Here is a 22,293-nt window from a genome sequence, read left to right as displayed (position 1 = left end):
GCAAATTCCTATTCGTCCAGGCGCCCAATGGCGCCGTCCATCAGCATGGCCACATGGTGCGAAACACCGCCGGCCAACCCCTTGAGGTCATAGCCACCTTCGAGCAGCGAAACAATGCGGTTACCGCAGCGGCGGTCGGCCACATCCATCAATTTTCCGGTAAGCCAGCCATAGTCTGCCGAGTTCCAGTTCAACTGCGCCAGCGGATCGCGTCCGTCGGCATCAAAACCCGCCGAAAGCAGGATCAGGTCGGGGGAGAAGTCATTCAGGGCCGGGATGATGCGCGTGAGATAGGCCTCGCGCATGGCCTCACCATCGGTATGAGGATCGAGTGGGGCATTGACGATATTGCCGACGCCAGTCTCGCTGGCCGCACCGGTGCCGGGGAACAGCGGCATCTGATGGCTTGAGGCGTAGAACACGCTGGGGTCGGATTTGAAGATGTCCTGGGTGCCATTGCCGTGGTGCACGTCAAAATCGATGATGGCGATGCGCTCGGCGCCATATTTGCGCTGGGCCTCCCGCGCCGCGATGGCCACTGTATTGATCAGGCAAAAGCCCATTGGCGTGGCGATTTCGGCGTGATGACCGGGCGGGCGGATGGCGCAGAAGGCATTGTCGACCTCCCCCAGCAACACCGCCGCGAGCGCCGCCAGGGCGCCGCCCAGGCCGGTGCTGATTGCAGCCAGCGAATTGGCCGAAACAAAGGTATCGGGATCGAGCTGGCCAATGCCTTCGGCGGGACGCGCATCGCGCAGCCTGGCCATATAGCGGGCGTCATGCACCAGCTCGGTCAGCATCAGATCCCCGCTCGGCGCCTCGCGTCGAATCAGCTTGTCGAAACGCGGACGGGCCAGCGCCTCTTCGACGGCGTGCAGGCGGTCGGCGCGCTCGGGATGGCCGTGTGGCGTAGCGTGGTCGGCATAGTTCGATTGACTGACAAGCAGCGTACTCACGCGGGGCTGGGCTCCTATGCTCTTGCATCCTCGTCTTGACGCGCCCCGTTGGCGTTGTCAAACAACGCAGCAGATCGCGAAGGACGCCATGACCCATTCCGACCCGAAAACGGCGCACGACGCCGCCGTCCTGCTGCGCGCCGGCCAGTTATGCGCCTTTCCGACCGAAACCGTTTATGGGCTGGGGGCCGACGCCACCAATGCTGACGCCGTGCTGGCCATCTATGAGACCAAGGGGCGACCGCGCTTCAACCCGTTGATCATCCATTGCGCTGATCTGGCGATGGCCGAAACGCTGGCCGAGTTTTCGCCGCTGGCCCGCCAGGTGGCGACGCTGTGGCCGGGACCGCTGACGCTGGTGCTGCCAGCGCGGCCCGACAATGGCCTGGCCGGTATCGCCATGGCCGGGCTCGATAGCGTGGCCATCCGCATTCCCGATCATCCCGTGGCGCTGGCTGTACTGGCCGCGGTGGGCCGGCCACTGGCCGCACCATCCGCCAATCCGTCCGGACGCCTGTCGCCAACCACCGCCGCGCAGGTGCGCATCGGCTTTGCCGGACGGGTGCCGGTGCTCGATGGCGGGCCCTGCCGGGCGGGAGTGGAATCCACCATTGTGCGGATCGAGGGGGATAAACTGGTGCAGTTGCGCGCCGGGGCCATGTCCCGCAACGCGATTGAGCAGGCTCTGGGCGTGAAAGTTGCGGTCGCCCCAAAGGGCACGGCATTGGCGGCGCCGGGCATGCTGGCGAGCCATTATGCCCCCCGGGCGCTGCTGCGGCTCAACAGTACGCCGCGCGCCGGCGAAGCCTATCTGGCCTTTGGCGACGGACCCGAATTTGCCGGTCCGGTGCGGAACCTCTCGCCCCGTGGCGATCTGCACGAGGCCGCCCGCAATCTGTTCGCCATGCTGCATGAACTTGACGCGGCAGGGGCGGACATGATCGCGGTTGCGCCCATTCCCGACGAGGGGCTGGGCGAAGCCATCAATGACCGGCTGCTGCGGGCTGCGGCCCCGCGCGACTAGTCCCGCACCTTGTAGGGCTTCTGGTCGCGCATGAAGCGCGCCAGGGCCTCAAGATCGGCATCGCCGCCGGGCGGCAGGATGACCTTGAGATTGGCGTAAAGATCGCCATCGCCATGCAGCCCCTTGCCCTTGAGGCGGAGCGCCTTGCCGGTATCCATGCCCGGCGGCAGGTTGAGCTCGACCGAGCCATCCAGCGTCGGTACCCGGACCTTGGCGCCGAGCACGGCTTCGTACAGGGTGATCGGCACATCGGTGCGGATGTCGGCGCCATCACGGCGAAACTGCTTGGATTTGGCAAAACGCACGGTGATCAGCGCATCGCCTGGCCCGCCCATGCCTGGTGAGCCCTGGCCCTTGAGGCGGATCTGCTGGCCTTCCTCGACCTTTTCGGGCAGCTTGACCGACAGCATCTTGCCATTGGGCATGCGCACCTGAATGGCGGCTGCCTTGTGGGCATCCTCCAGCGAAACGGTGGCGTTGACCACCACATCCTCGCCCTTCATGGCGCGTCCGCCCCCAGCACCACCAGCGGTAGCCCCGGCAAACGGGTCCCATTGTGCGCCGCCGGCACCGGTCGGGCCACGACCAGCACCGGCCGCGCCGCGTGGCTGCCCGCCAAAGCCGCTCATGAATTCCTTGAGGATGTCCTCAGCGGTAAAACCACCCTGCGCCGTGCGGCCACCACCGCGCTGCCCAGCACCCGGATTAAAGCCGGCAAATTTGGGATTGCCGTCGGCATCAATTTCGCCGCGGTCAAACTGGGCCCGTTTTTCTTTGTCATTGAGCAGGTCATAGGCGTTGGACGCCTCAGCAAATTTGCTGTGCGCTGTCGGATCGTCTGGATTTTGGTCAGGGTGATGCTTCTTGGCCAGCTTGCGATAGGCGGACTTGATGTCTTTTTCGCTAGCCGAACGAGGCACCCCAAGCACGGAATAGGGATCGCGCATTTGGTCCATTCAATTAATGCGGGCGTTGCTTCGCCCCGGTTTCGAGTCCTATATGGCCACGGGCCCCCGGCTTGTCCAGTTTTGCGCGACGATGAGATGAGATTGATATGCTCCAGACCCTGACTGAACGCCTGTTCGATGACAGCGATCGCACCGCGCTCGATCCCCTTGCACTGTTCGAGGAGTGGTTCGCGCTGGCCCAGGAGGCCGAGCCCAATGATCCCCATGCCATGGCCGTGGCCAGTGTCGATGCCGACGGCATGCCCGACGTGCGCATGGTGCTGCTCAATGGGCGCGACGAACGCGGCTTTGCCTTTTTTACCAATTTCGACAGCACCAAGGGTGAACAATTGGTGGCCCAGCCCAAGGCCGCCATGGTGATGCACTGGAAATCGCTGCGCCGCCAGGTGCGGATGCGCGGTCCGGTCGAGGTGGTGACGACGGCCGAGGCCGACGCCTATTTCGCCAGCCGCCCCAAGGGCAGCCAGATTGCCTCGTCAGCCTCGCTGCAGTCGCGGCCGCTCGACAGCAAGATGGCCCTGCTCGATCGCGTCTCCGAACTGGCCACGCGGATCGACGATGCCGAGGTGCCGCGCCCGGCCAACTGGTCCGGCTTCCGCATCGTCCCCACCAGCATCGAATTCTGGAAGGACGGCGAGTTCCGCCTGCATGATCGCGTCCGCTTTACCCGCAAGGCCCGCGGCGACGCCTGGAGCAGCGAGCGGCTCTATCCGTAATTTGGCACGGGTCTCCCGCTTTCCATTGCTGGCCGTCTGGCTTAAAACCCGAGACAGGCGGAGAGTTTGAGCATGGTCATGCAGCACGGTCCGGGGCGCCCGGTGCCAGTGGTGTTCACGGGGACACGGCGTGAACTGGCCGGCTTGCTGCTGCGCGGCTATGCGCTGCTGCTGCCCACCATTGGCCTGTATCGCTTCTGGCTGCTTACCTGGAAGCGCCGATTCTATTGGTCCAATACCGATATCGCCGGCGACAACCTCGAATATACCGGCAACGCCATGCAATTGCTGGTGGGGTTCCTCATCGCGGTGGCCGTGTTCCTGCCGCTCTATGCCATGGTTTTCTATCTCTCCACGCAATCGAACCAGGCCGCGATTGTCGGCTATGGCATGATTGGGGTCACGCTGTGGTTTCTGGCCGGCTACGCCATCTATCGGGCTCGCGACTTCCGCCTCTCGCGCACGCTCTGGCGCGGCATCCGCTTCGATCAGACCGGCAATGGCTGGGCCTATGCCCTGCGCCGCTTCGGCTGGAGCCTGCTGCTGATCGCCACGGCAGGGCTGGCCTATCCTTTCATGGCCGCCAGCCTCTGGCGCTATCGCTATGTTCACAGCTGGTACGGCGATCTGCGGTTCGGTTTTTTCGGCAGCTGGAAGCAGCTTGCCCTGCCATTCTACCTGACCTATGGCGCGGTATTGGTCGTGGGCGGCGCCGGGCTGGGGATCAGCATGGCGCTGGGCGTGTCCACCGATAGCCTTGCCGAGCCGCGCGCCTACCTCCCTCTGGTGATCGCGGCCTTGCTGATTGGCGCCTTGGCCTTGCGCTATCAGGCTCGCGAACTCAGCTCGATGTATTCAAGCGTCCGGCTCGGGGGCGCAGTAGTGACCGTCACGGTCTCGGCGCGCGCCCTGATCTGGCAATATGTGCTGTGCGGCATGGCCCTGATCGCAGCGTTTGCCGTGCTGGCCATTGGCGGCCTTGTCGTGCTGGGCGTGCTGGCCAGCGAGGCTTTTGCCGGCGGCGGCTTTGATCTCGAAATCTTCTTTCGGCAGATGCAGGGCAGCCTGATCACCCTGGCGGCCATCATCTTTGGCTATCTGCTGATGCTGGGCGCTTTCACCCTGATGACGGAGCTGTTCATCGGCCTGGGCTTCTGGCGGTTGATCGCCACCGGCGCCAGCATTGCCGGTATCGAGAGCCTGAACGTGGTGCGGGCGCGCGGCGAGGACAAGGCGCTGGCCGGTGAGGGCCTGGCCGATGCCCTCAATGTGGGGGCCTATTGATGACCATTGTCGGGCGCTATTACGATGGTCAGAGCGCGACGGTGCATACGGTGGCGCTGCACTATCTTGCCGAATATGACAGCGGCACGCTGCTGATCGGTGATGCGGCCGACGGTAGTGAAATTGCCCGCTGGGCCGCCAGCGACCTCTACCTCGTGCCGGGCCGCCGCGACGAAATGCGGCTGGCGGCCAGCGGCCAGCCGGCGGGCGCGCGTGTGGTGGTGCGCGGCGCCGACACCATTGCCCGCATCCGGGCCACGCTGCCCGTGCTGGGAACCAAGCAGCGCCGGGAAACCACGCGGCAGCGGCGCCTGGCGGTCACCGCGACACTGGCGCTGGTGGCGGTTATTGCCACCTATCTCTATGGCGTCCCCCTGCTGGCCAGCCGCATTGTCGGTCTGGTGCCACCGGCCTGGGAACTCCGCCTGGGCGCAACCGTGGCCAGCCAACTCCAATCCAGCCTGGGCGGGTTGCAGATCTGCGATCCCGACCCCGGCAGTCTGGCCAACCGCGCCTTGACCCGCTTTGGTCAGGCGGCCATGGCCGAAAGCGGTTCGCCCTTTGCGCTCGATATCAATATCGTCCGCTCCGACATCCCCAATGCCTTTGCCTTGCCGGGAGGGCAGGTCTTCTTCCTGTCGGCGCTGCTCGATCAGGCCCAATCCCCCGATGAATTCGCCGGCGTGCTGGCCCATGAGATTGGCCACGTCGCCCATCGGCATGGCATGGAGCAGCTGATCTCCTCGGCTGGCACTGGTGCCCTGATCGGCTTCATTCTGGGCGATATGACCGGCATATCGGTGGCTGCCGGTCTGGGTTCGACCATCATTGATGCAAGGTTTTCGCGCGATGCCGAGCGGCAGGCCGATGCCTTTGCCGCCCAGGTCGCCCACCGCCTGGAGTTCGATGCCAGCGGCCTGGTCGATCTGCTCAATCGCGTCGGCGAAGACGATGATTTTGCCAGGGCGCTGGCGCTGCTGAGCACCCATCCACTCACCGATGATCGCAAGGCCGCGCTGGACCGTTTGGGCCAGGACCGGCCCAGCGGCCTTGAACCGCCCTTCACCCCGGCGGAATGGCAAGCCATCAAGGCCATGTGCGGCGGCGCACTTGATCAGCGCGGCACCCCCATCAATGTCGGCGCGACCAAGACGAAGTGACGGGCTGCTGACAAATCTTCAAACTCGGGCAATACCTTGCTTCTATGACGAATAGTATCATGCCGCAAAAACGGGGTAGTGAAGCGGTGGCGGCAGCGTGCGCATACTGATCCGGACATCGCGATGGGCCATCTGGGCGCGCCGACTGGGCAACGTCGCGGTGCCGCTCGTCATCATTTCGGTGCTGCTGCACCGGCTGCGGCTGACCACCAGTGATGTGTTTCTGGTCGCCGCTCTCGCCGCGGGCCTCGTGGCGCTGATCGCCGTTCTGGTCTCCGTGCTCGCCCTGGCGCGCCTGTGGCAGACCGGCGATGTGGGCTGGGGCAAGGCGTTTTCCGGCCTTTTGCTCGGCCTGCTGTGTCTGCTGCCCTTTGCCTGGTACGGCAGTCTGGCCCTGAAATACCCGGCGGTCACCGACATTGCCACCACGACACGCGGGCTGCTGCCGCTGGTATTTGAGCCCGGAACGGCGGCCATGCCGCCGCCCAGACTGCTCAGCAAGGCGGAAGCCAAAATCGTCTTCCCCAATGCCGAGACCCGCACCTATCCGCTGGGACAGGCGCAGACCTTTGCCCTGGTTGAGCAGAGCATCGCGGATCATGGCTGGGATGTACGCCTGCTGCGGGCACCCAATGCGGCGCTGGACCCTGCCTTGATCAATGCCCAGACCATGACCATTCCCGGTTGGCGCGAGGAAGTCGTGGTGCGCGTCACCGGCGACGCCATCAGCGCCAGTGTCGATATGCGGTCGGCCTCGCTCAATGCCCCCCATGATTTCGGCGCCAATGGCCAGCGCATCGAGCGTTTCCTGGCCGATCTTGACGTCGCGGTGACCACGCTGTTGCGCGACACCCCCAGCGTCAACCTGCCCGACAGCGAGCCGGTTGAGCCGGTTCCTGCTAGCTAGGTCTTGTCGCGTCCATACGGGGCCCTGCGCCATCGCCCTTTCCCTTGAGGGCGCGCGGGGCAGGGCTTGTCATGGTCAACCAGACGGACTCTCCCTCATCCCCTCTATACAAGGGCGAGGGAAGCGCGCGACCGCCGCATCACCACGAGCGAGAGCTTTTTCAAGTCGTGATGCGTGTGCCCCAGGGGCGGCGTAGAACCCTGAGTTCGCCCCGGTCTTCGAGGTATTCCACATGGGCGGCAATGGTCATCTGCGCGGCCATCCGCACCGGCAGGCTGAGCCCGGGATAGATGGCGGCGACCAGCGCGCGCACATTGCGTGCCCCGTCCCGCACCGCGGCCAGCACCTGGCCATTGCGCATCAGCCGATGCGCCTTGAGTGCCCGGGCAAAGGCCGGGCCATTTTCAATGGGGCCGCCATGGGCCGGCACATAAAGCAGCTGGGGCAGGGCGATGACCTTGTCCAGCGAGGCCAGATAATCGGCCATCGAGCCATCGGGCACCGAGACCAGCGTCGAGTTCCAGCCCATCACATGGTCGCCGCTGAGCAAAATCTCGCCAAGCCCGAAGGCCAGATGGTTGGCGCAATGGCCCGGCGTGGTGTGCACACTGATCGTCAGGTCGCCAGCAGCAATGGTCTCGCCATCCACCAGCGTGCGATCGGGAACCAGATCCCAGTCGCAGGACCGGCGCAGCACATTGCGCTCAAAGCGCCGCAGCGGCCGCGACAGCCGGTGCCGCCCGCCAAACCAGACCGGTACATCATAACTGCGCGCCAGCCTCGCCGCTGCGGCGCTGTGGTCGCGATGGGTATGGGTCAGGATGATCGCCTCGAGCCGCCGCCCGGCCATGGCGCCATGCAGCGCTGCCAGATGCGCCGGGTCGTCCGGCCCCGGATCCAGCAGGGCCAGACGCTCGTGACCCAGCAGGAAACTATTGGTACCGGTAAAGGTGTAGGCGCTGGCATTGGGCGCGGTGATGCGCACCAGCCCGGCAGCAATCGGTACCGCCACGCCGGTCTGTGGGTCAAATTGGCTATTGAAGGTGAGGGTGGCGGCCATTGCACTCCCGCTGGCGGCAGATTATGAGATGGACATTCAAATTGTCGTGCGTCCCGCAAATGGATGCCGGTTCCCGTCGTTACATGGAAGGTATGAAATGGCCGTCACGTTGACCACGTCCAACACGCTCCTTGGCCTCTATCAGCCCAAGGGTGTCGCTGCCAAGCTGGCGTCCACTCTGGCAACTGTCGTGCTCGGCACGCTGTTGATTACCCTCTGCGCCAAAATCAGCGTGCCAGTCTGGCCTGTTCCGGTGACGCTGCAGAGCTTTGCCATTGCCGCCCTGGCCGCCGCCTTTGGCATGCGCATCGGCGTCGCCACGGTCGGCCTCTATCTGCTCGAAGGCGCCATGGGCCTGCCCGTGTTCGCCACTGGCGGTGGCCTGGTCTATCTGGTTGGCCCCACGGGCGGCTTCCTGCTCGGCTTCGTGGCGCTGGCCGCCATCGTCGGCTTTGCGGCTGATCGCGGCGCCTCGGGCAAGCCGCTGGCGCTGTTTTCGGCCATGCTGGCCGGTAATGCCGTGATGTTCGTGTTCGGCTTCACCTGGCTCGCCCTGATGGCTGGCCAGGCCGGCTGGATCGACCAGGCCAATGTGCTCGGCTCGGCCTTTGCCAAGGCCGTGCAGCCCTTCATCGTCTGGGACATTCTCAAGATGGCCCTGGCTGCGCTCACCGTCACCGGTGCCTGGAAGCTGATCGCCAAGCGCTAGACGCTGGTCCATATTTCAACGAAAGCCGGCCCCCGCGGCCGGCTTTCTGTTTTTGCGAGTATGCATGGCCGTCACCCCCTGGACTCTGCTCGATACGGCCAGCGTGCCCGGTGGCGAAGGCGAGCTGCGCCTGATGCGGCGCGGCAGCGAATTCTGTATCATGACCGGCTCCACCGCGCTGATGAACAGCCGCATGTCTGGCTCCGAAGAGGCGCTGGCCAGCCTGAGCTGGCAGGCTATTGCCGGCCGCCCCCGGTCGCATATGTTGATCGGTGGCCTGGGCATGGGGTTCACCCTGCGCGCCGCGCTGGACATCCTGCCCGCCGACGCCCGCATCACCGTGGCTGAACTGGTGCCCGCCGTGGTCGACTGGGCCCGCGGCCCGATGGCAGAGGTTTTTGGCACCTGCCTGACCGACCCGCGAGTCAGCATCCGTCTGGGCGATGTCGGCACCATGCTGGCGGGCGACAATCTCTATGACGCAATCCTGCTCGATGTCGATAACGGCCCGGAGGGCCTGACGCGCGATTCCAACCAGCAGCTCTATAGCGTCAAGGGCTTGCGCCGCACACTGAGCGCCCTGCGCGCCGGCGGTGTGCTGGCGGTGTGGTCCTCCCACACCAGCACGCCATTCACCAAGCGCCTGCTCACCGCCGGCTTTGCCGTGACCGAAGAAAAAGTCCGCGCCCGCGGCAAGAAGGGCGGCGAGCGCCACCACATCTGGCTGGCCAAAAAGCCGGGCTAGGGGAGGGGGCAAGGCGCCGTTGTCTTGGTCCCTCTCGTCCCGGCACAGCACTCCCATATGGTCGCCGGCCGCCATCAGATCGGGTCACCGGTGTGCACTGGCCGTTCCAGTAACAGAAAAGCCCGACCTCGTCAGAGGCCGGGCTGATTGGTCGGAGTAGAGTGATTCGAACACTCGACCCCCTGCTCCCGAAGCAGGTGCGCTACCAGGCTGCGCTATACTCCGTCATTATCCGCGATATGAGGCGGCTGGCCCGATTGGCCGGCGCCTGGCCGCTGCGTCACGCGCGATGCCGGCGTTATAGCTTTGCTTGCTGTGCCGTTCAAGCTGCTGCAATCGGGTTTTTATCGGCGTCGAGACCATGTTGCGAAGCACTGGCAAACCGTGTACGAACCGCGCCAGGAGGGGCGTCGCCAAGTGGTAAGGCACCGGTTTTTGGTATCGGCATTCCCAGGTTCGAATCCTGGCGCCCCAGCCAGCTTCTACCTAAGCCATTGATAAAACTCGCTTTCGCCAGAAAACGGCGCCCGGCGAGTCGCAGCTGTATTACATGGGTGTGTTACGTGCTCCGGAGCATGTCGCATTGCCAGCTATTTCCCACTGTTTTCGACGCGACGCCGTTTACTACTGGCGACGCTGGACACCCGCTCCCCGGCGCATCCTTTTGCAGATCAGTCTGGCCGTTAAGGATCCCCGAACCGCTCGCAGGCTATCGTCTGTTCTGACCGCCAGGAGCGAGGAGTTGTTCCCGCTTTGGTCAACCGGACATATGAACAAAAGTCAGCTGCTCAAATACCTGCATGACTGTCTGGCCAAAGGTCGGCCGCAGACCACGCGTGACGGGTTGCTCGACTTGGCCGAGGGGCTGGCATCGCGTGCCCTCGCCACCCGCGGATTGGCCGCCGAGCTGAGTAAGGGAGATCGAACCGGGCTTGATCGGCAATGGGGTCAACCGGGACTGGCGGACGACGTTGCTCGAGCAATGGCGCAAGCCAAGCGGCATCCCCCTGATCTTGAGACCTTCATCGACCAGTCCATCATGGCATCCCTGTCATTTGATAACGAGCCGACTGGTGGTGATGCGGAGCAGGCGGCTAAGGTGCGTCTGCTCGCTGCAGCCTCTTTGGCCTTCCAGGCTGCCAAAAACCTGAGCGTCAGTGACCTCGGTGTCGACCAGTTTGTCGCTGAAATTGGCAGTGGGCAGGGTTTGCCCGACAGCGCCGACAGTCGGGAACCTTTGACTTCATGGCTCGAACGCACGATCAAGTATCTCCTGGACTACAATCCCTATGCTCATGAAGGGCGCGAGGACCTCCTCGAGCTCGATTCCATTCTTGACGACGTGCAGCCGACATTGCTGGCGGATTGGATAAGGCGAGGAGGGCCGCGTGCGGGGTCCGCTGAAACGGATCACGAGTATCTCGAGCGCCAAGCCGAGGTGCTACGCCAGATCATGGACGATTTGCCCGAGCGAATTGAGGCATTTCGGCAAGGCGCCGAACCTCGAACTTCGTCCAAACAGGCAGAAGTGCCTTTAGTTGCCACCTCCGCGCCCGTAGCCGAGATGCTATCAGCCAAGAGCGCATCCATCGCAGCTGTGGCTGAGAAACTGGTCATCAAACAGCAGCAGCGCGAAAAATGGGATGAAAAAACCGCCAAGCAGGCGCGGTGGACGTATTTTATCTTTCCCAAGTTGATGCTTGATGAACACGGCATTTCGACGTTCTCAGAGCTTCGGCAAAGCCATGTCGAGCACTTTGACGACTTCCTTTTGGCCATCTATCCGTCCTTCGGACGAGGCGGGCGAGACCGGAGCAAGTCTATCGCCGAAGTGAGGGCCCTGTCCAAGAGCAAGGGTGCTGCTGGTCTGAACATCGTCACGCGGTCACGACATATGCGATTCCTCTCAGCACTTTTTGAGGCAGCCAGAGCCTCCGAGGACCTCGACCCCAGACTCAACCCCGCCGCCTTTACTGGAAAAAGCCCAGTACGGCCGCGTGACGAACGCGCCACCCCCAAATCCGATACCATGGAGATTTTCTTTCACGCGTCGGTCTTTGTCGGCTGCAAGAGCTTTGAAAAGCTGGACGAGCCGGGACCGCATGTCTTCCATCGAGCCGCCTATTTCGCGCCGATGCTGGCGCACTACCAAGGCATGCGACGAGAGGAATACTGTGGCTTAGATGTCGAAGATATTATCGTCGGTAACGGCAATCACCCCTATATCCATGTCTGCTTCAACCAGTTCCGCCGGCTCAAGAACGCTCAGTCGGTTCGCAACCTCTCGCTGCATCCCGAACTCATCAGGTTGGGCTTTCTCGACTACATCGAGCGGCTCAGGGCACTGGGCATAGAGCGGGCTTTTCCCGATCTTTACAGCCCCTCCAGCAGGTCCCCGCTGGGCGATCGCCTATACGATGAGCTCGACCCAATCCGAAAACGTCTGGGCATTACGCTGCACCAGTTTCGGCACTTTTTTAACAATGAACTCAAGCAGAAGCGTGTCTCCCACGAATTCAGGGAAGACATGATGGGGCACCGCGGCCGCTCCGAAACCACGGAGAGATATTGCGACCCGGTCATGATCGAGTTGCAGCGGGAGGACCTCGCAAAAATTGAGGTGCGCACAGGCCACCTTCAGCCACGGCCGATCCAACTCATTCCGTGGGTCGAGGCTAAGCTGACGCCGCCCTGGGCCCGTCCGGATCGGGCCAAACCGCGCTGACCGGAGGCCGAGGCGCTAAGGGGCCATGCATCGTCTTTGGTTCGAGCGATCGCAACACGTGGAGCCGGCTCCTCGTCGTGCAACAACATTCGATGGCTCGATTGGCTGGTCCTATCTGGATCTGAACTGTTCTTTCTCAGGATTGAGTGTCGCCCGTCAGTCCGGCCACCGCATCCCTTCTCAAATGCCGCTGACTTTGCCTCCGACCCGCTAGTGCTGGGCCTGTGAAACCAAAACTGCGATCGCTGCGCTGCGCACAATTAGAGAAGGGAGCCTGGCGGTTAGAGAAGGGAGCCTGGCGGTGGCCCTGACCCAGAAGTAGGCCGCTGACGCCTGCGGCGTTGCCCCGCGCCGATAGCACGGGGGTGTGATGATAGGCGGCCTGTTTCTGCGTCAACCTCGGGCTCGATGGTCTGAAGCTGGACAATGAACTGCGCACGGTCCGTCCGACGAACCCCCTTTTCTTTCGTCTCCTGTTCTTTTGTCCCGGAAATGGACGCCCCTTGGCGGCCACTTGGCGGATGGTTACCCCGAGGCCCCGCTTGGGGCTTAGCGGAGTAACCCGCTGTCGGCATGGTTGGACCTCGGAGGGTCCACGCCATGCTTCACTTTTCTTTCGACTAGGCGCGGCTTGCCGGCAGGCGCATCTTGGGACCGAACTTGGGGGCTTTCATCAGCAGCCGGCGCCCGAGCCAGGGATAAAGCGCCGCGATGATCCCGGCATGCAGGCGGAGCGGGGGCCGCACCTTGTCGGTGCTGGTGAGCAGGTCATTGAGCCGCGCCATGGTGGCGGGATCGTCCCGCCGCCTTGATCGCGGGCAGGGTGCTGAACACCATCAGCACCAGCGGCGCCCAACTGTGTGTGAAAGTGTTGGCGATTTCGTATTTGAGCTGAGCTACTCAGGGTTATGAAGTGATTTTGCCTGCTATTGGGGCAGCGGGCGTCATTGAACGCCCGCTGCCAAATTGCATTGCCCTTTAATCGGGATAGGTTATTGCGGTGTCGATGAAGTCGTTGGTAAAGGCCGTGGCCGGATCGTATGCGGTGATTTCGAAGGCACCGGCCACCATCTCATAGTCGGATGCGACTCGAATCGGATCAAAGGCACCGATCGGCAGGGTATTTCCTTGGCCCGGGATCACCTTGGACGCATATTCAAGTTCGAGTGCCGCGTCTTCGGCCTTCATGCTGACAGCACTGGAGAGCGCTTGGGAACACGGCTGGGGCGTGGTCAAGCAGAACTCAAAGGCCTTTTGCGTTACATGCACCATGGCGCGCTTGAGGTCGGTTTTGTCCTCGGCGGCGGCGCGGTTGACAAAATAGGTCAATCCATAAGGGTTGAGACCGTGGTCGCGCAGCAGAGCAAAGCCCAAGTCGTCACCGAAAACATTCTCGTAAATGAAGTGCACGCTATACATGTGCGTGGTTGCGTCGATGGCGCCAGACTGCAGCGCTGCCACCTTGGCGGTAGGCTGAATATTCACCCATTCCACAGAGCTGGGATCGAGATCCATGGCTTCGGCGATCGGCCCCCAGAACTGGCGGGCAGCATCTGACGCGGGGGCGCCAATCTTACGGCCGGGCAGGTCCGCTACGGTGTCGATGCCGGAACTCTTCTTCCAGTAAATTCCGTTGGCCGAGTCGTTATAGGCAACGAAGACCCCCATAATGTCGCTACCCTCCCCCCGGAACTGCAGCGCGGTCGGCATGTCGATAATGGCCATGTCGACCTGGTTCACACTGAGAGCGGTCGCTGCGGCACCGGAGCCATTCCCCTGGATGATCTCTAGGTCGACGCCGGCTTCGGCGTACCAACCCTGCTCCAGCGCATAATAGAGTGGGGCGTGATCACCGCCTGCCTTCCAGTTGAGCATCAGTGACAGTTTTTCCTGCCCGAGACTTGGGGCCGTCATTAGGGCAAGTAAGGCGATCGAGGTCGTTAGGTGTTTGCAGTTCATGGTGTCCTCCCTATTGGACTGCGCCCGGCTGGTTAATCCATGCCGAGCAAGGCGTAGATTTGCTTCGTGTATTGACCGAACTGCTCGCTGGTTTTGACCGACAACGTGCGGGGTTCGGGGAGATTGACATCAAAATGAGCGGCCATCCGCGCGGGACCAGCGGTCAGCACGGCCACTTTCGACCCCAAGAACACGGCCTCCTGAATGCCATGGGTCACGAACAGGATGGTCTTGCCGCTTTCTTTCCAGATGCGCATGAGTTCGAGGTTCATACGTTCACGGGTCAACGCATCCAGGGCGCCGAACGGTTCATCCATTAGGATGAGCTTGGGGTCATGCACCAGTGAACGAGCGATCGATGCACGTTGCTGCATGCCGCCCGACAGCTGAGAAGGATAGGCATCGGCGAAGTTGGCGATTCCAACCATCTCGATCAGATCGCGAGCGCGTTCTCGGCTGGCCGCCATCGGCAAGCCAAGGATTTCGGCCGGCAACAAGATGTTGTCCAGAATAGTCCGCCACTTTAGCAAGAGCGCCTGCTGGAACACCATGCCGATGTCCCGGCCCGGGGTGAACGGAGAGACTTCGTTGCCGATTTGCACGGTGCCACTGTCATGATTATGAAGGCCCGCCAGCACCTTGAGCAAAGTGGATTTCCCGCAGCCCGATGGCCCCACGAGCGCCACGAGTTGTCCTTCTTCGATATCCATGGTGACGTCGGATACGGCTAAGAACTCCTTGCCACCAAATCGATAGGTCTTGCTAACGCCCTCAAGCCGGATGAAGGGCTGCTTTGCAGCTGGACTGGTCATGGGGAGATTCCCTTGCGGGTAACAAACACGTATTCGAGCGCGGCGACGGTGCCATAGAGCAACACGCCAAGCCCCGTGATTAGCAACAGCGCCATCATCATCGCCGAGGTGTTGAGCGCGTTCTGCTGCACCAACAGAAAATAGCCAAGGCCACTGTCAGAGGCGATAAACTCACCCACTACCGCTCCCGCTACCGCCAGAACCGCTGCCACTTTCATGCCCGAGAACAAGAAAGGCAGCGAGCCGGGCAACTGGATTTTGGTGAATATTTGCCAGCGATTGCCCTTGAGTGATTTAACTAGGTCGAGCAACTCGGGCTCGACCTCGACCAGTCCCCGATAGGTGGTTAGTACGATCGGAAAGAAGCAGATGGTAAAGGCGATCAGCATATTGGGGAAAACACCGTAGCTGAACCAGATGATGAACAGCGGCGCCATGGCCACTTTGGGCACCATGTTGAGCGTAATCAGCAGCGGCATCAGCGCGGCATTTAGCGCCGGTATCCAGACGAACAGCACCGCCAGAGCAACGCCCACGACCACGGCAATGCCATAGCCGCCGAAGATCTCCAGCGCCGTGATCCAGGTGTGGCGCAGCCAGTTGTAGGACGGCTCGCCCAACGCCAGAAAGGTATCGATCGGGCCCGGCAATATATAGGTCGGTACCTTGCCGATGCTCACGGCCAACTGCCAGAACACCAGGAAGCCGACATGGGCGAGCACCGCATAAAGATGGCCGCGTACGAAGCTGGGCATTTACGCTCTCCTAGAACTCGCCCGAGCGAACTTCGAACTTGGACGGCTTGCCATGGGTCGGCTTGCCGGACTTGACCCATTCGGCGACCCAACGGATCATCGGGTCGATCGACACCACCGGATTGCCAAAAATGCCGTTGGCCTTGTCGCAGTTGACCAGCAGGCAACTGTCGGCTTCCTCATTGACGAATTTCGGCTCGATGCCGAAGGCCTGGCCGAACCGATTAGCAAGGTAGCGAATGCTCAGAGCCTCAGGGCCGCCGACATTGATCGGCGTGGCCGGGCTTTCGCACTGGCCGAGCATGCGCAGGAACTGCGAATTGGCATCGCCCTGCCACATGATGTTGACGTGACTGGTGGCTAGGGGCACGGGCTGGCCGGCGAGCACCCAGCTGGCCACTTCTTGCATCACGCCGTAGCGCGGATCGATGGCATAGACGAAGCGCATGATGCGGCCCGGTGTGCCGTATTTTTTGGAGTAATGTTCAAAGGTGCGCTCCCGGCCAACCACAGAGTTGGCATATTCGCCGGGACGGGCCATCGGCAAAGTGCGCTCGGTCACTCCGCCATGCAGCGGATTGGACCATGGATAGACGTGAATGGTCGAAAACGAGACGATGCGGGAGTTGCGGAACGCTTCGGCGGTGATCTGAGGCGCGATGGTATTCATGGCCCAGAGGAAGTCCTCGCGACCGCGATAGTCAAACTTGAGTCCGGCCATGTAAATGACGTTGGCTACCTTGGGGAGGGCATTGACGGCATCGCGATCGAGCAGATCGCAGGCGATCGTCTCTATGCCCCAGCCATTGAGCCGCTCCTGCAGTCCCTCCTCGGAGAAGCGTGACACGCCGATGACCCGCTTTTGCGGGGCGGCCTTTTTGGCCATTCGGGCCATGGTGACGCCGATCTTGCCGCCAACGCCCAGGATCATGATATCCCCGTCCAGGGTGTTGAGGTCGTCCACTACACCCTGCGTTGGAACCGACATGAAGTCTTCCAGATGGTCGACGTCCACGAAGTGGTCCGGCAAGTTGGAGGCGGTAAGGATTTGGGGCACAGTGGGGCGAGTCATGTCAGTTTCCTTGAGTTTTCTGAGAGCACTGAGTCAGGCAACAAGCGGTCGGTCCTTGCCGCGTTCGGAGAGCCAGCGTTCGAGATTTGCCGTGACGAAACTATCGTCGTTCATTTCGGGATATTGGGTGTGGACCCGGTCGATGGCCGCTGCCTGACCAGGGCTGAGAACCTCGTCGGGGTCGAGGCACCAGGTGCCTTCGAGCAGTCCTTGTCGGCGCAGCACTTCGAGACACCCCGGAATGCAGCCCTTGAGATTGTTGTGCGCATCATAGATCGCGCCATTGCAGTCGGTAACGATGGAATCGAGCGCCAGAATGTCCTCCGGCACGTCAGCGCCATCGGGCAGCGCATGAATGCGGTCGAGCATGGCCACGGCGGGACGCACCCAGACGCTCCAGTGGCCGAGCAATCCGCCGCGAATGCGGGCGCGCTGTTCCGATTTCCCGTCGGCAGAGCGCACTACAAAAGGCACCACGAGATCAAGGCCAATATGGTCGTCATTGCCGGTGTAGAGGGTGATGCGATCCTGCGCACCGGCGTCATATACCGCACGGACGATGTCAATGGTGCGGTAGCGATCGAATGGCGCCATCTTGATGGCCACCACATTGTCAAGCTGGGCGAAGCGCAGCCAGAAGTCATAGCTGAGATGGAAGCCGCCCACCGCCGGCAGTAGCGCAAAGCCGATAACCGGCATTTCGGTGGCGACGCGCCGGCAATGCTCGAGAATATCGTCCTCGCTGGAACCCCTGAGCCGGGCCAGATTGAGCAGGACCGCGTGATAGCCGAGACCACGCGCCGTCTCGGTTTCCGCAACGGCTTGGGCTGTGTTTCCGGTGACACCTGCGATCAGCAGTTTTTCCGCCCCACCCCAGTCCCGCATGGTCTGTGCGGCCAGGGCCAGCACCGGCTCATAGAGACCGACCTCGCGGATTGCGAACTGGGTAGTGTGCACGCCAATGGCCAGCCCACCTGCACCAGCGTCTGCATAATAGCGGGTCACAGCGCGCTGGCGCGTGCGATCCAGCTGGCGGCTATTATCGAGGACCAGCGGATGTGCCGGCAGCACACAGCCTTGACGCAGGGCGGTGAGGACGGTTGCAGGCAATTCCTGGACGTATCTGAAACTCATCATAGGCTCCTAAACGGCTAGTTTGTCGGTCGGCGCCGCAGAAGAAAAATGGGCGACATCCATGCGCGCAAGCGGCTCGGCGATGCGAGCAGGAGCGAACTGCATCTGCTCCAGAACGTCCTTGCGGACATCGATACCCGGCGCAATTTCGGTGAGCACTAGCCCTTCGGCGGCGGTGACTTCAAACACGGCGCGCTCGGTCACCAACATTGCGGTTTGCCCGCGATCACGCACCCCGGCGCGCACGTCATAGGTAATCGAGTCAACGCGCTCGACAAATTTACGCACCTTGCCTTCTGTGCGGACATTCAGGCCGTGCCCGCCGAAACCGGCGTCGAGACCATTGGTAGTGAAGGTGCCGGCAAACACCAGACGTTCGGCGTTGTGGGCAATGTCCATGAAGCCGCCTGCGCCCGGATTTGCCGCGCCGAAACGCGAGACGTTCACCACGCCCTGCGCATCGAATTGCGCGAAGGACAGGGCAGCGAATTTGCATAACCCGCCATCGATAATGTCGAACTGGGATAGCCCATCGACGATGGCGTCGGGATTGATATTGGCGGAAAACTGCCAGCCCGGCATGACGATGCCGCCATAGGCTCCGTGCTCGGTAGTCGAAGGGTAGCGCGCCAGTGCCCCATTGTCGAACAGCCCCTGCTCGGCCATCACCAGAGGTACGTCGGTGGCCGCGCCAAAGCCGTAGATCGCCAGTTCGTCCTGCCGCACTTCCCGCGCCACCCGGCGAGCGATGATTTTGTCCAGCGACATGGGCACGCGCGGCAGATCGGCTAGATCCATTCGCCGGCCGGAGAAATAGGCGGTCTCGTAATCCGTATCGGTAGTCATCATCATCTGTGAATCGACCACGATGCTGTCGACGAACAGGCCCGGGACGCGAACTTGCGAGGCCGGACGAGCGTCCACGATACGGCGCACCTGCGCAATCACCCGTCCACCACAAGATTTTGCGGCAATTGCAAGCGCCAGATTGGCGGTGGTCAGTGGTTCATCCTCCCACGACAGATTGCCTTGTTCATCCGCACTCGACGCCCGTATAATGGCCACATCGATAGGCCAGCTTGGATAGAATAAATAGTCGCGGCCCTCGAACTGGATTAGCTTGATCAAATCATCCTGAGCCTTGGCGGTGAACTTGCCGCCGCCCTGGCGCGGATCGGCATAGGACCGCAGCCCCACCTCGGTGAGATAGCCCGGACTCTTGCGCGCCACTTCGCGCAGCCAGTGCATCGACGCGCCGATGGGCCAGGAATAGGCCTCGACGCGGTTTTCCCGAATGAGCCGCATCAATTCGGGTCGCTTGCCGGTGGCAGGATTAACGGGATTGATGAACGAGCCCGACACGATGCGCTTCATCAGGCCCTCACGGGCGACATGATCCATGCCCTTGATGCCCATGGCGTCGCCAACGCCGCAGGGAAAATAGAATGTCAGATCACGGGGACCATCCGTCTCGACAAAGCGCTCGCCGAGCGCCAAGAGCACCGCGTCGGGCGTAACCCAGCCAATGACCCCAGAACTGGCAACGGTGGCGCCATCGGGAATCGAGGCAACGGCGTCGCGCGCGGAAACAATTTTACTCATGATCGACCTGAAAATCTTGCCAAGACGGTCTGTGCAGCGACTGACTCGACGTCTTGCTTGAAGTGGTCCGATGCGGTGGCATCGAGTTGTTCGGCGTCCGGCCGCAGCCGGGCAAAATAGCGTTTGGTGGAAATCATGGCTTCAGGCGGGCGCTCGGCGAGACGCAAGGCCACGATCGTGGCCGTGGCAACCGCAGCTGCCGGTTCACTCACCTGATCGGCGAGGCCCAGGCGATGCGCCTCGGCTCCGTTGCAATCAAAGGCTCCCCAAACCAGCGCCCGCGCCCGCACCAGTCCTACCCGCGACACCAACGCTTCCAGTCCCCAGGGCGGCAACCAGCCATTTTGCGCTTCGGGTAAGGCCCAACGCGCATCACTGGCAGTGACCACCAGATCGCAGCTCAGAGCCAGAATGGCGCCGCCGCCCAGAGCATAGCCCTCGACCGCCGCAATCACTGGCACATCAAGCTGCGCTATGGAGCGTGCCACCGCGGCCGTCGCTGCCTCATGTTCGGCCATTGCCACCGGCGAAAGACCGGCGAGTTCCTTGAGGTCACTGCCGGCGCAAAAGGCCGGCGTAGCGCCGGTCAGTAAGACTGCGCGAATGGCCGAATCGGCCACGGCGTCGGTCAGTGCTGCCGACAATTGCGTCATAGTTGCCGTACCCAGCGCGTTGCGGCGCTGCGGCCGGTTGAGCGTGATCACGCGGCAGGCGCCATGGTCGGCCAGCAGGAGATGGGAATCAAGGCTCATGCGTCGAGCCTCGCGCCGTCGCGGTTCAGCAGCAGGCGCAGATCACGCCCGTCAATATCACGCGGCGCCATATTCTCACGAACCGCCAGCGCGGCGGCCAGACCGATGGCGTGACCATAGCCAAAGCACTGCGCCGTGACCCGCGCGGAAGCGACCGCCTCATGTTCGGCAGAGAGACATCGACCGGCAACAAGTAGGTTTTCGCCACGGGTCGGGACGAAGCAACCATACGGCACTTCATATACATCATCGAACAGCCATTCGACACGAGGAGAGCTGCCCGAGTGCAATTCGATTGGCCAGGGCGAGCGGACGATGCCATCGGCGAATTTGCGCCCGGCAAGAATGTCGCCATTGAGCAGCTTATGGGTCCCTTCAACCTGGCGGGTCTGTCGCACGCCAACCTGCACGCCGGTATCATTGACGAAGGCTGTTTCGCAGCCCGCCAGATGGGCTTTGAAAAAGCGCGCGTACTCGCGAGTCTGCCGACGTCCTTCGGACTCGGCTTCTGTGAAATCAGCATAGCGCAGCGGATTGAGCTCACGCCCATCGGCACCGGTGATACGGGTGCAATTGCACAGCAGCTCACCGGGGCGCGTGGTCGCAAACAGCCAGATCTTGGCTCTGGGCAAGCGGTGCGTGCCCGCAGCATTGGCCTCGGCAATTAGGGCGCTGATGCTCGGCGGCATGATGGTGTCATCACCATAGGCTGCCTGAAAGCGTTCTACATCGACCCCACCCAGACGGAAGATCATGGTTGGGTTCTGCACCCGACCATTCTCGCCGATAAAACTAGGCAGGCCAGCCATGGCCACGACGTCAGCATCGCCAGACGCATCGATTGTGATCCGGGCGCGGATATCGAGCGCCCCCTGCTTGGACCAGGCCATGACGCCGGCGACAGCATCATCGCCATCGAGCAACACCTCTGTGGCAACCGCATGATAGATCACCGTCACGCCGGCATCGGCGAGCAAGGCATCGGCAGTTTCCCGCCAGATCAGCGGGTCGTGGACCCGAGTGAAGGTCTTGCCGTAACGCACTGGATCGGCAAGCCCGCCACGCGCCGACAGCTTACTGATGAACTCATCGGCGAAGCCAAACACCACCTGCTCTGGTTTGCGGGCAATGTCGCTGGCAGCATAGAGCCCGCACACAGTGCCGGACAGCCCTGCAACCGCACCGCCGCCGCAAAAGCCATACCGCTCAAGCAGGATCACCGACAGACCGCCGCGTGCTGCCGTCACCGCTGCGGCTACACCGGCCGCGCCACCACCAACGATCAAGACGTCAGTGGTCAACCGGGTTACAGCGCGCTTATCGATGGCCTCCAACCGCATGCCTAGTCTCCTCAGAGTTCTCATATACAGTTGATATGTCAGACGTTGACGACATGCCTACCAATTGTCGCCGAACGAGTCAAACGCTATGGTGCCCTTCAAATCAACAATGCGGAGCGCAGACATGTCCGATACCAACATCCCAGTAGCAGGGCCGGAACTGATCTCCGAAGTCGCCTATTCGGCGATCCAAAATCTGATTGTTACTGGCCGTCTCCGTCCCGGCTCGATGATATCGGAGAACGATCTGCGCGAAGAACTGAACTGCGGTCGCACCCCGATCCGCGAAGCACTGCAGCGCCTCAAACTGGAAGGGTTTGTCGAAATCCATCCGCGCCGGGGGGCCTTGGTGACAACCATCGACATTCGCCAGCAGCTCGAACTGCTTGAAGTGCGCCGACCTTTGGAAAACCTCATGGTGCGCCTGGCGGCACGGCGGGCCACGCCCGACGAGGGACAGTCCATGCGTCAACTCGCCGATGAAATGGACGCTGCGGTGCAGCGGGACGACCGCGACAAGTATCTCGGCATCAATCGCGCGATCCATGAGATCGAGGCCCAAGCTACCAAAAATGTTATGCTGATCAAGATGATCCGCCAAGTGCATACGATG

General features: G+C 62.2%; 21 protein-coding genes and 2 tRNA genes. 10 read left to right on the top strand and 13 right to left on the bottom strand.

Going from position 1 to position 22,293, the window contains the following annotated elements; all coding sequences use genetic code 11:
• Positions 1 to 8: 8 nt before the first annotated feature.
• Positions 9 to 956, bottom strand: a complete 948-nt coding sequence (locus tag Q8O80_RS02775; RefSeq protein WP_305576681.1) for a histone deacetylase family protein — start codon at positions 954 to 956, stop codon at positions 9 to 11.
• Between the two features lie 88 nt (positions 957 to 1,044).
• Here Q8O80_RS02775 and Q8O80_RS02770 point away from each other — a divergent pair, with 88 nt between their 5' ends.
• A complete protein-coding gene (locus Q8O80_RS02770) occupies positions 1,045 to 1,980 on the top strand; it encodes an L-threonylcarbamoyladenylate synthase (protein WP_305576679.1) in 936 nt (311 codons plus the stop codon).
• Here Q8O80_RS02770 and Q8O80_RS02765 read toward each other — a convergent pair.
• On the bottom strand, positions 1,977 to 2,927 hold the full coding sequence (locus tag Q8O80_RS02765; RefSeq protein ID WP_305576677.1) for a J domain-containing protein: 951 nt from the start codon (positions 2,925 to 2,927) through the stop codon (positions 1,977 to 1,979). The genes Q8O80_RS02770 and Q8O80_RS02765 overlap by 4 nt on opposite strands.
• A 107-nt stretch (positions 2,928 to 3,034) precedes the next feature.
• On the opposite strand from Q8O80_RS02765, the gene pdxH reads away from it, so the two are divergent.
• The 4 genes from pdxH (at position 3,035) to Q8O80_RS02745 (ending at position 7,015) form a co-directional block, all read left to right on the top strand.
• Positions 3,035 to 3,664 (top strand): pyridoxamine 5'-phosphate oxidase, encoded by a 630-nt coding sequence (pdxH, locus tag Q8O80_RS02760; RefSeq protein ID WP_305576675.1) that lies wholly within the window; start codon positions 3,035 to 3,037, stop codon positions 3,662 to 3,664.
• A 72-nt stretch (positions 3,665 to 3,736) separates the two neighbouring features.
• Positions 3,737 to 4,948, top strand: coding sequence for a DUF898 family protein (locus tag Q8O80_RS02755; RefSeq protein ID WP_305576673.1), 1,212 nt, complete (start codon positions 3,737 to 3,739; stop codon positions 4,946 to 4,948).
• A complete protein-coding gene (locus tag Q8O80_RS02750) occupies positions 4,948 to 6,108 on the top strand; it encodes a M48 family metallopeptidase (protein ID WP_305576671.1) in 1,161 nt (386 codons plus the stop codon). Before Q8O80_RS02755 ends, Q8O80_RS02750 begins: the two co-directional genes overlap by 1 nt.
• Before the next feature lie 97 nt (positions 6,109 to 6,205).
• Positions 6,206 to 7,015, top strand: a complete 810-nt coding sequence (locus Q8O80_RS02745; protein WP_305576669.1) for a DUF1499 domain-containing protein — start codon at positions 6,206 to 6,208, stop codon at positions 7,013 to 7,015.
• A gap of 160 nt (positions 7,016 to 7,175) precedes the next feature.
• On the opposite strand, the gene Q8O80_RS02740 is transcribed toward Q8O80_RS02745, so the two are convergent.
• Positions 7,176 to 8,075 (bottom strand): MBL fold metallo-hydrolase, encoded by a 900-nt coding sequence (locus tag Q8O80_RS02740; protein WP_305576667.1) that lies wholly within the window; start codon positions 8,073 to 8,075, stop codon positions 7,176 to 7,178.
• 97 nt (positions 8,076 to 8,172) lie between these two features.
• On the opposite strand from Q8O80_RS02740, the gene Q8O80_RS02735 reads away from it, so the two are divergent.
• Both Q8O80_RS02735 and Q8O80_RS02730 read left to right on the top strand, forming a co-directional pair.
• Positions 8,173 to 8,784, top strand: coding sequence for a biotin transporter BioY (locus Q8O80_RS02735; protein WP_305576665.1), 612 nt, complete (start codon positions 8,173 to 8,175; stop codon positions 8,782 to 8,784).
• Between the two features lie 64 nt (positions 8,785 to 8,848).
• Complete coding sequence (locus Q8O80_RS02730) at positions 8,849 to 9,529, top strand: hypothetical protein (RefSeq protein WP_305576663.1); 681 nt, start codon at positions 8,849 to 8,851, stop codon at positions 9,527 to 9,529.
• Between the two features lie 148 nt (positions 9,530 to 9,677).
• On the opposite strand, the gene Q8O80_RS02725 is transcribed toward Q8O80_RS02730, so the two are convergent.
• Positions 9,678 to 9,754 (bottom strand) — tRNA-Pro (locus tag Q8O80_RS02725).
• A gap of 178 nt (positions 9,755 to 9,932) precedes the next feature.
• Between Q8O80_RS02725 and Q8O80_RS02720 the strand changes: the two genes are divergently transcribed.
• Both Q8O80_RS02720 and Q8O80_RS02715 read left to right on the top strand, forming a co-directional pair.
• Positions 9,933 to 10,007, top strand: a tRNA-Gln gene (locus Q8O80_RS02720).
• Positions 10,008 to 10,298: 291 nt separating this feature from the next.
• The gene (locus tag Q8O80_RS02715; RefSeq protein ID WP_305576661.1) at positions 10,299 to 12,254 is read left to right on the top strand and encodes a hypothetical protein; all 1,956 of its coding nucleotides are present in this window, start codon (positions 10,299 to 10,301) and stop codon (positions 12,252 to 12,254) included.
• A gap of 620 nt (positions 12,255 to 12,874) precedes the next feature.
• On the opposite strand, the gene Q8O80_RS02710 is transcribed toward Q8O80_RS02715, so the two are convergent.
• The 9 genes from Q8O80_RS02710 to Q8O80_RS02670 all read right to left on the bottom strand — a co-directional run bounded on the left by Q8O80_RS02710 (position 12,875) and on the right by Q8O80_RS02670 (position 21,680).
• Positions 12,875 to 13,039: a hypothetical protein gene (locus tag Q8O80_RS02710; RefSeq protein ID WP_305576659.1), complete on the bottom strand. Its 165-nt coding sequence runs from the start codon at positions 13,037 to 13,039 to the stop codon at positions 12,875 to 12,877.
• Between the two features lie 193 nt (positions 13,040 to 13,232).
• Positions 13,233 to 14,213, bottom strand: a complete 981-nt coding sequence (locus Q8O80_RS02705) for an ABC transporter substrate-binding protein (protein WP_305576656.1) — start codon at positions 14,211 to 14,213, stop codon at positions 13,233 to 13,235.
• Between the two features lie 32 nt (positions 14,214 to 14,245).
• The gene (locus tag Q8O80_RS02700) at positions 14,246 to 15,025 is read right to left on the bottom strand and encodes an ABC transporter ATP-binding protein (RefSeq protein ID WP_305576654.1); all 780 of its coding nucleotides are present in this window, start codon (positions 15,023 to 15,025) and stop codon (positions 14,246 to 14,248) included.
• A complete protein-coding gene (locus tag Q8O80_RS02695; protein ID WP_305576652.1) occupies positions 15,022 to 15,780 on the bottom strand; it encodes an ABC transporter permease in 759 nt (252 codons plus the stop codon). Before Q8O80_RS02695 ends, Q8O80_RS02700 begins: the two co-directional genes overlap by 4 nt.
• A 10-nt stretch (positions 15,781 to 15,790) precedes the next feature.
• Positions 15,791 to 16,852 carry an NAD(P)-dependent oxidoreductase gene (locus Q8O80_RS02690; RefSeq protein ID WP_305576650.1) on the bottom strand — a complete coding sequence of 354 codons (1,062 nt, stop codon included), beginning with the start codon at positions 16,850 to 16,852 and terminating at the stop codon, positions 15,791 to 15,793.
• A gap of 33 nt (positions 16,853 to 16,885) precedes the next feature.
• Entirely contained in the window at positions 16,886 to 17,986 is a 1,101-nt protein-coding gene (locus Q8O80_RS02685; RefSeq protein ID WP_305576648.1) for a dihydrodipicolinate synthase family protein, read from the bottom strand.
• A gap of 9 nt (positions 17,987 to 17,995) precedes the next feature.
• Positions 17,996 to 19,588, bottom strand: coding sequence for an acyl CoA:acetate/3-ketoacid CoA transferase (locus tag Q8O80_RS02680; RefSeq protein ID WP_305576646.1), 1,593 nt, complete (start codon positions 19,586 to 19,588; stop codon positions 17,996 to 17,998).
• Complete coding sequence (locus tag Q8O80_RS02675; protein WP_305576644.1) at positions 19,585 to 20,340, bottom strand: enoyl-CoA hydratase/isomerase family protein; 756 nt, start codon at positions 20,338 to 20,340, stop codon at positions 19,585 to 19,587. Before Q8O80_RS02675 ends, Q8O80_RS02680 begins: the two co-directional genes overlap by 4 nt.
• A complete protein-coding gene (locus Q8O80_RS02670) occupies positions 20,337 to 21,680 on the bottom strand; it encodes an FAD-dependent oxidoreductase (RefSeq protein ID WP_305576642.1) in 1,344 nt (447 codons plus the stop codon). The genes Q8O80_RS02675 and Q8O80_RS02670 overlap by 4 nt, the downstream gene beginning before the upstream one ends.
• Positions 21,681 to 21,804: 124 nt before the next feature.
• Here Q8O80_RS02670 and Q8O80_RS02665 point away from each other — a divergent pair.
• The coding region (locus Q8O80_RS02665; RefSeq protein WP_305576640.1) for a GntR family transcriptional regulator at positions 21,805 to 22,293 on the top strand (489 nt) is incomplete at its 3' end.

The organism is Devosia sp., from assembly GCF_030689745.1.
GTDB lineage: Bacteria > Pseudomonadota > Alphaproteobacteria > Rhizobiales > Devosiaceae > Devosia > Devosia alba.
The sequence above is the reverse complement of the archived record's forward strand: the minus strand, read 5'-3'. Positions and strand labels throughout refer to the sequence as shown.

Bases quoted from the DNA above. Each gene is read 5' to 3' on its own strand.
- Q8O80_RS02770 (WP_305576679.1), top strand. From the start codon at position 1,045: ATGACCCATTCCGACCCGAAAACGGCGCACGACGCCGCCGTCCTGCTG.
- Q8O80_RS02765 (WP_305576677.1), bottom strand. From the start codon at position 2,927: ATGCGCGATCCCTATTCCGTGCTTGGGGTGCCTCGTTCGGCTAGCGAA.
- pdxH (WP_305576675.1), top strand. From the start codon at position 3,035: ATGCTCCAGACCCTGACTGAACGCCTGTTCGATGACAGCGATCGCACC.
- Q8O80_RS02755 (WP_305576673.1), top strand. From the start codon at position 3,737: ATGGTCATGCAGCACGGTCCGGGGCGCCCGGTGCCAGTGGTGTTCACG.
- Q8O80_RS02750 (WP_305576671.1), top strand. From the start codon at position 4,948: ATGACCATTGTCGGGCGCTATTACGATGGTCAGAGCGCGACGGTGCAT.
- Q8O80_RS02740 (WP_305576667.1), bottom strand. From the start codon at position 8,075: ATGGCCGCCACCCTCACCTTCAATAGCCAATTTGACCCACAGACCGGC.
- Q8O80_RS02735 (WP_305576665.1), top strand. From the start codon at position 8,173: ATGGCCGTCACGTTGACCACGTCCAACACGCTCCTTGGCCTCTATCAG.
- Q8O80_RS02730 (WP_305576663.1), top strand. From the start codon at position 8,849: ATGGCCGTCACCCCCTGGACTCTGCTCGATACGGCCAGCGTGCCCGGT.
- Q8O80_RS02715 (WP_305576661.1), top strand. From the start codon at position 10,299: ATGAACAAAAGTCAGCTGCTCAAATACCTGCATGACTGTCTGGCCAAA.
- Q8O80_RS02710 (WP_305576659.1), bottom strand. From the start codon at position 13,039: ATGGCGCGGCTCAATGACCTGCTCACCAGCACCGACAAGGTGCGGCCC.
- Q8O80_RS02705 (WP_305576656.1), bottom strand. From the start codon at position 14,213: ATGAACTGCAAACACCTAACGACCTCGATCGCCTTACTTGCCCTAATG.
- Q8O80_RS02700 (WP_305576654.1), bottom strand. From the start codon at position 15,025: ATGACCAGTCCAGCTGCAAAGCAGCCCTTCATCCGGCTTGAGGGCGTT.
- Q8O80_RS02695 (WP_305576652.1), bottom strand. From the start codon at position 15,780: ATGCCCAGCTTCGTACGCGGCCATCTTTATGCGGTGCTCGCCCATGTC.
- Q8O80_RS02690 (WP_305576650.1), bottom strand. From the start codon at position 16,852: ATGACTCGCCCCACTGTGCCCCAAATCCTTACCGCCTCCAACTTGCCG.
- Q8O80_RS02685 (WP_305576648.1), bottom strand. From the start codon at position 17,986: ATGAGTTTCAGATACGTCCAGGAATTGCCTGCAACCGTCCTCACCGCC.
- Q8O80_RS02680 (WP_305576646.1), bottom strand. From the start codon at position 19,588: ATGAGTAAAATTGTTTCCGCGCGCGACGCCGTTGCCTCGATTCCCGAT.
- Q8O80_RS02675 (WP_305576644.1), bottom strand. From the start codon at position 20,340: ATGAGCCTTGATTCCCATCTCCTGCTGGCCGACCATGGCGCCTGCCGC.
- Q8O80_RS02670 (WP_305576642.1), bottom strand. From the start codon at position 21,680: ATGCGGTTGGAGGCCATCGATAAGCGCGCTGTAACCCGGTTGACCACT.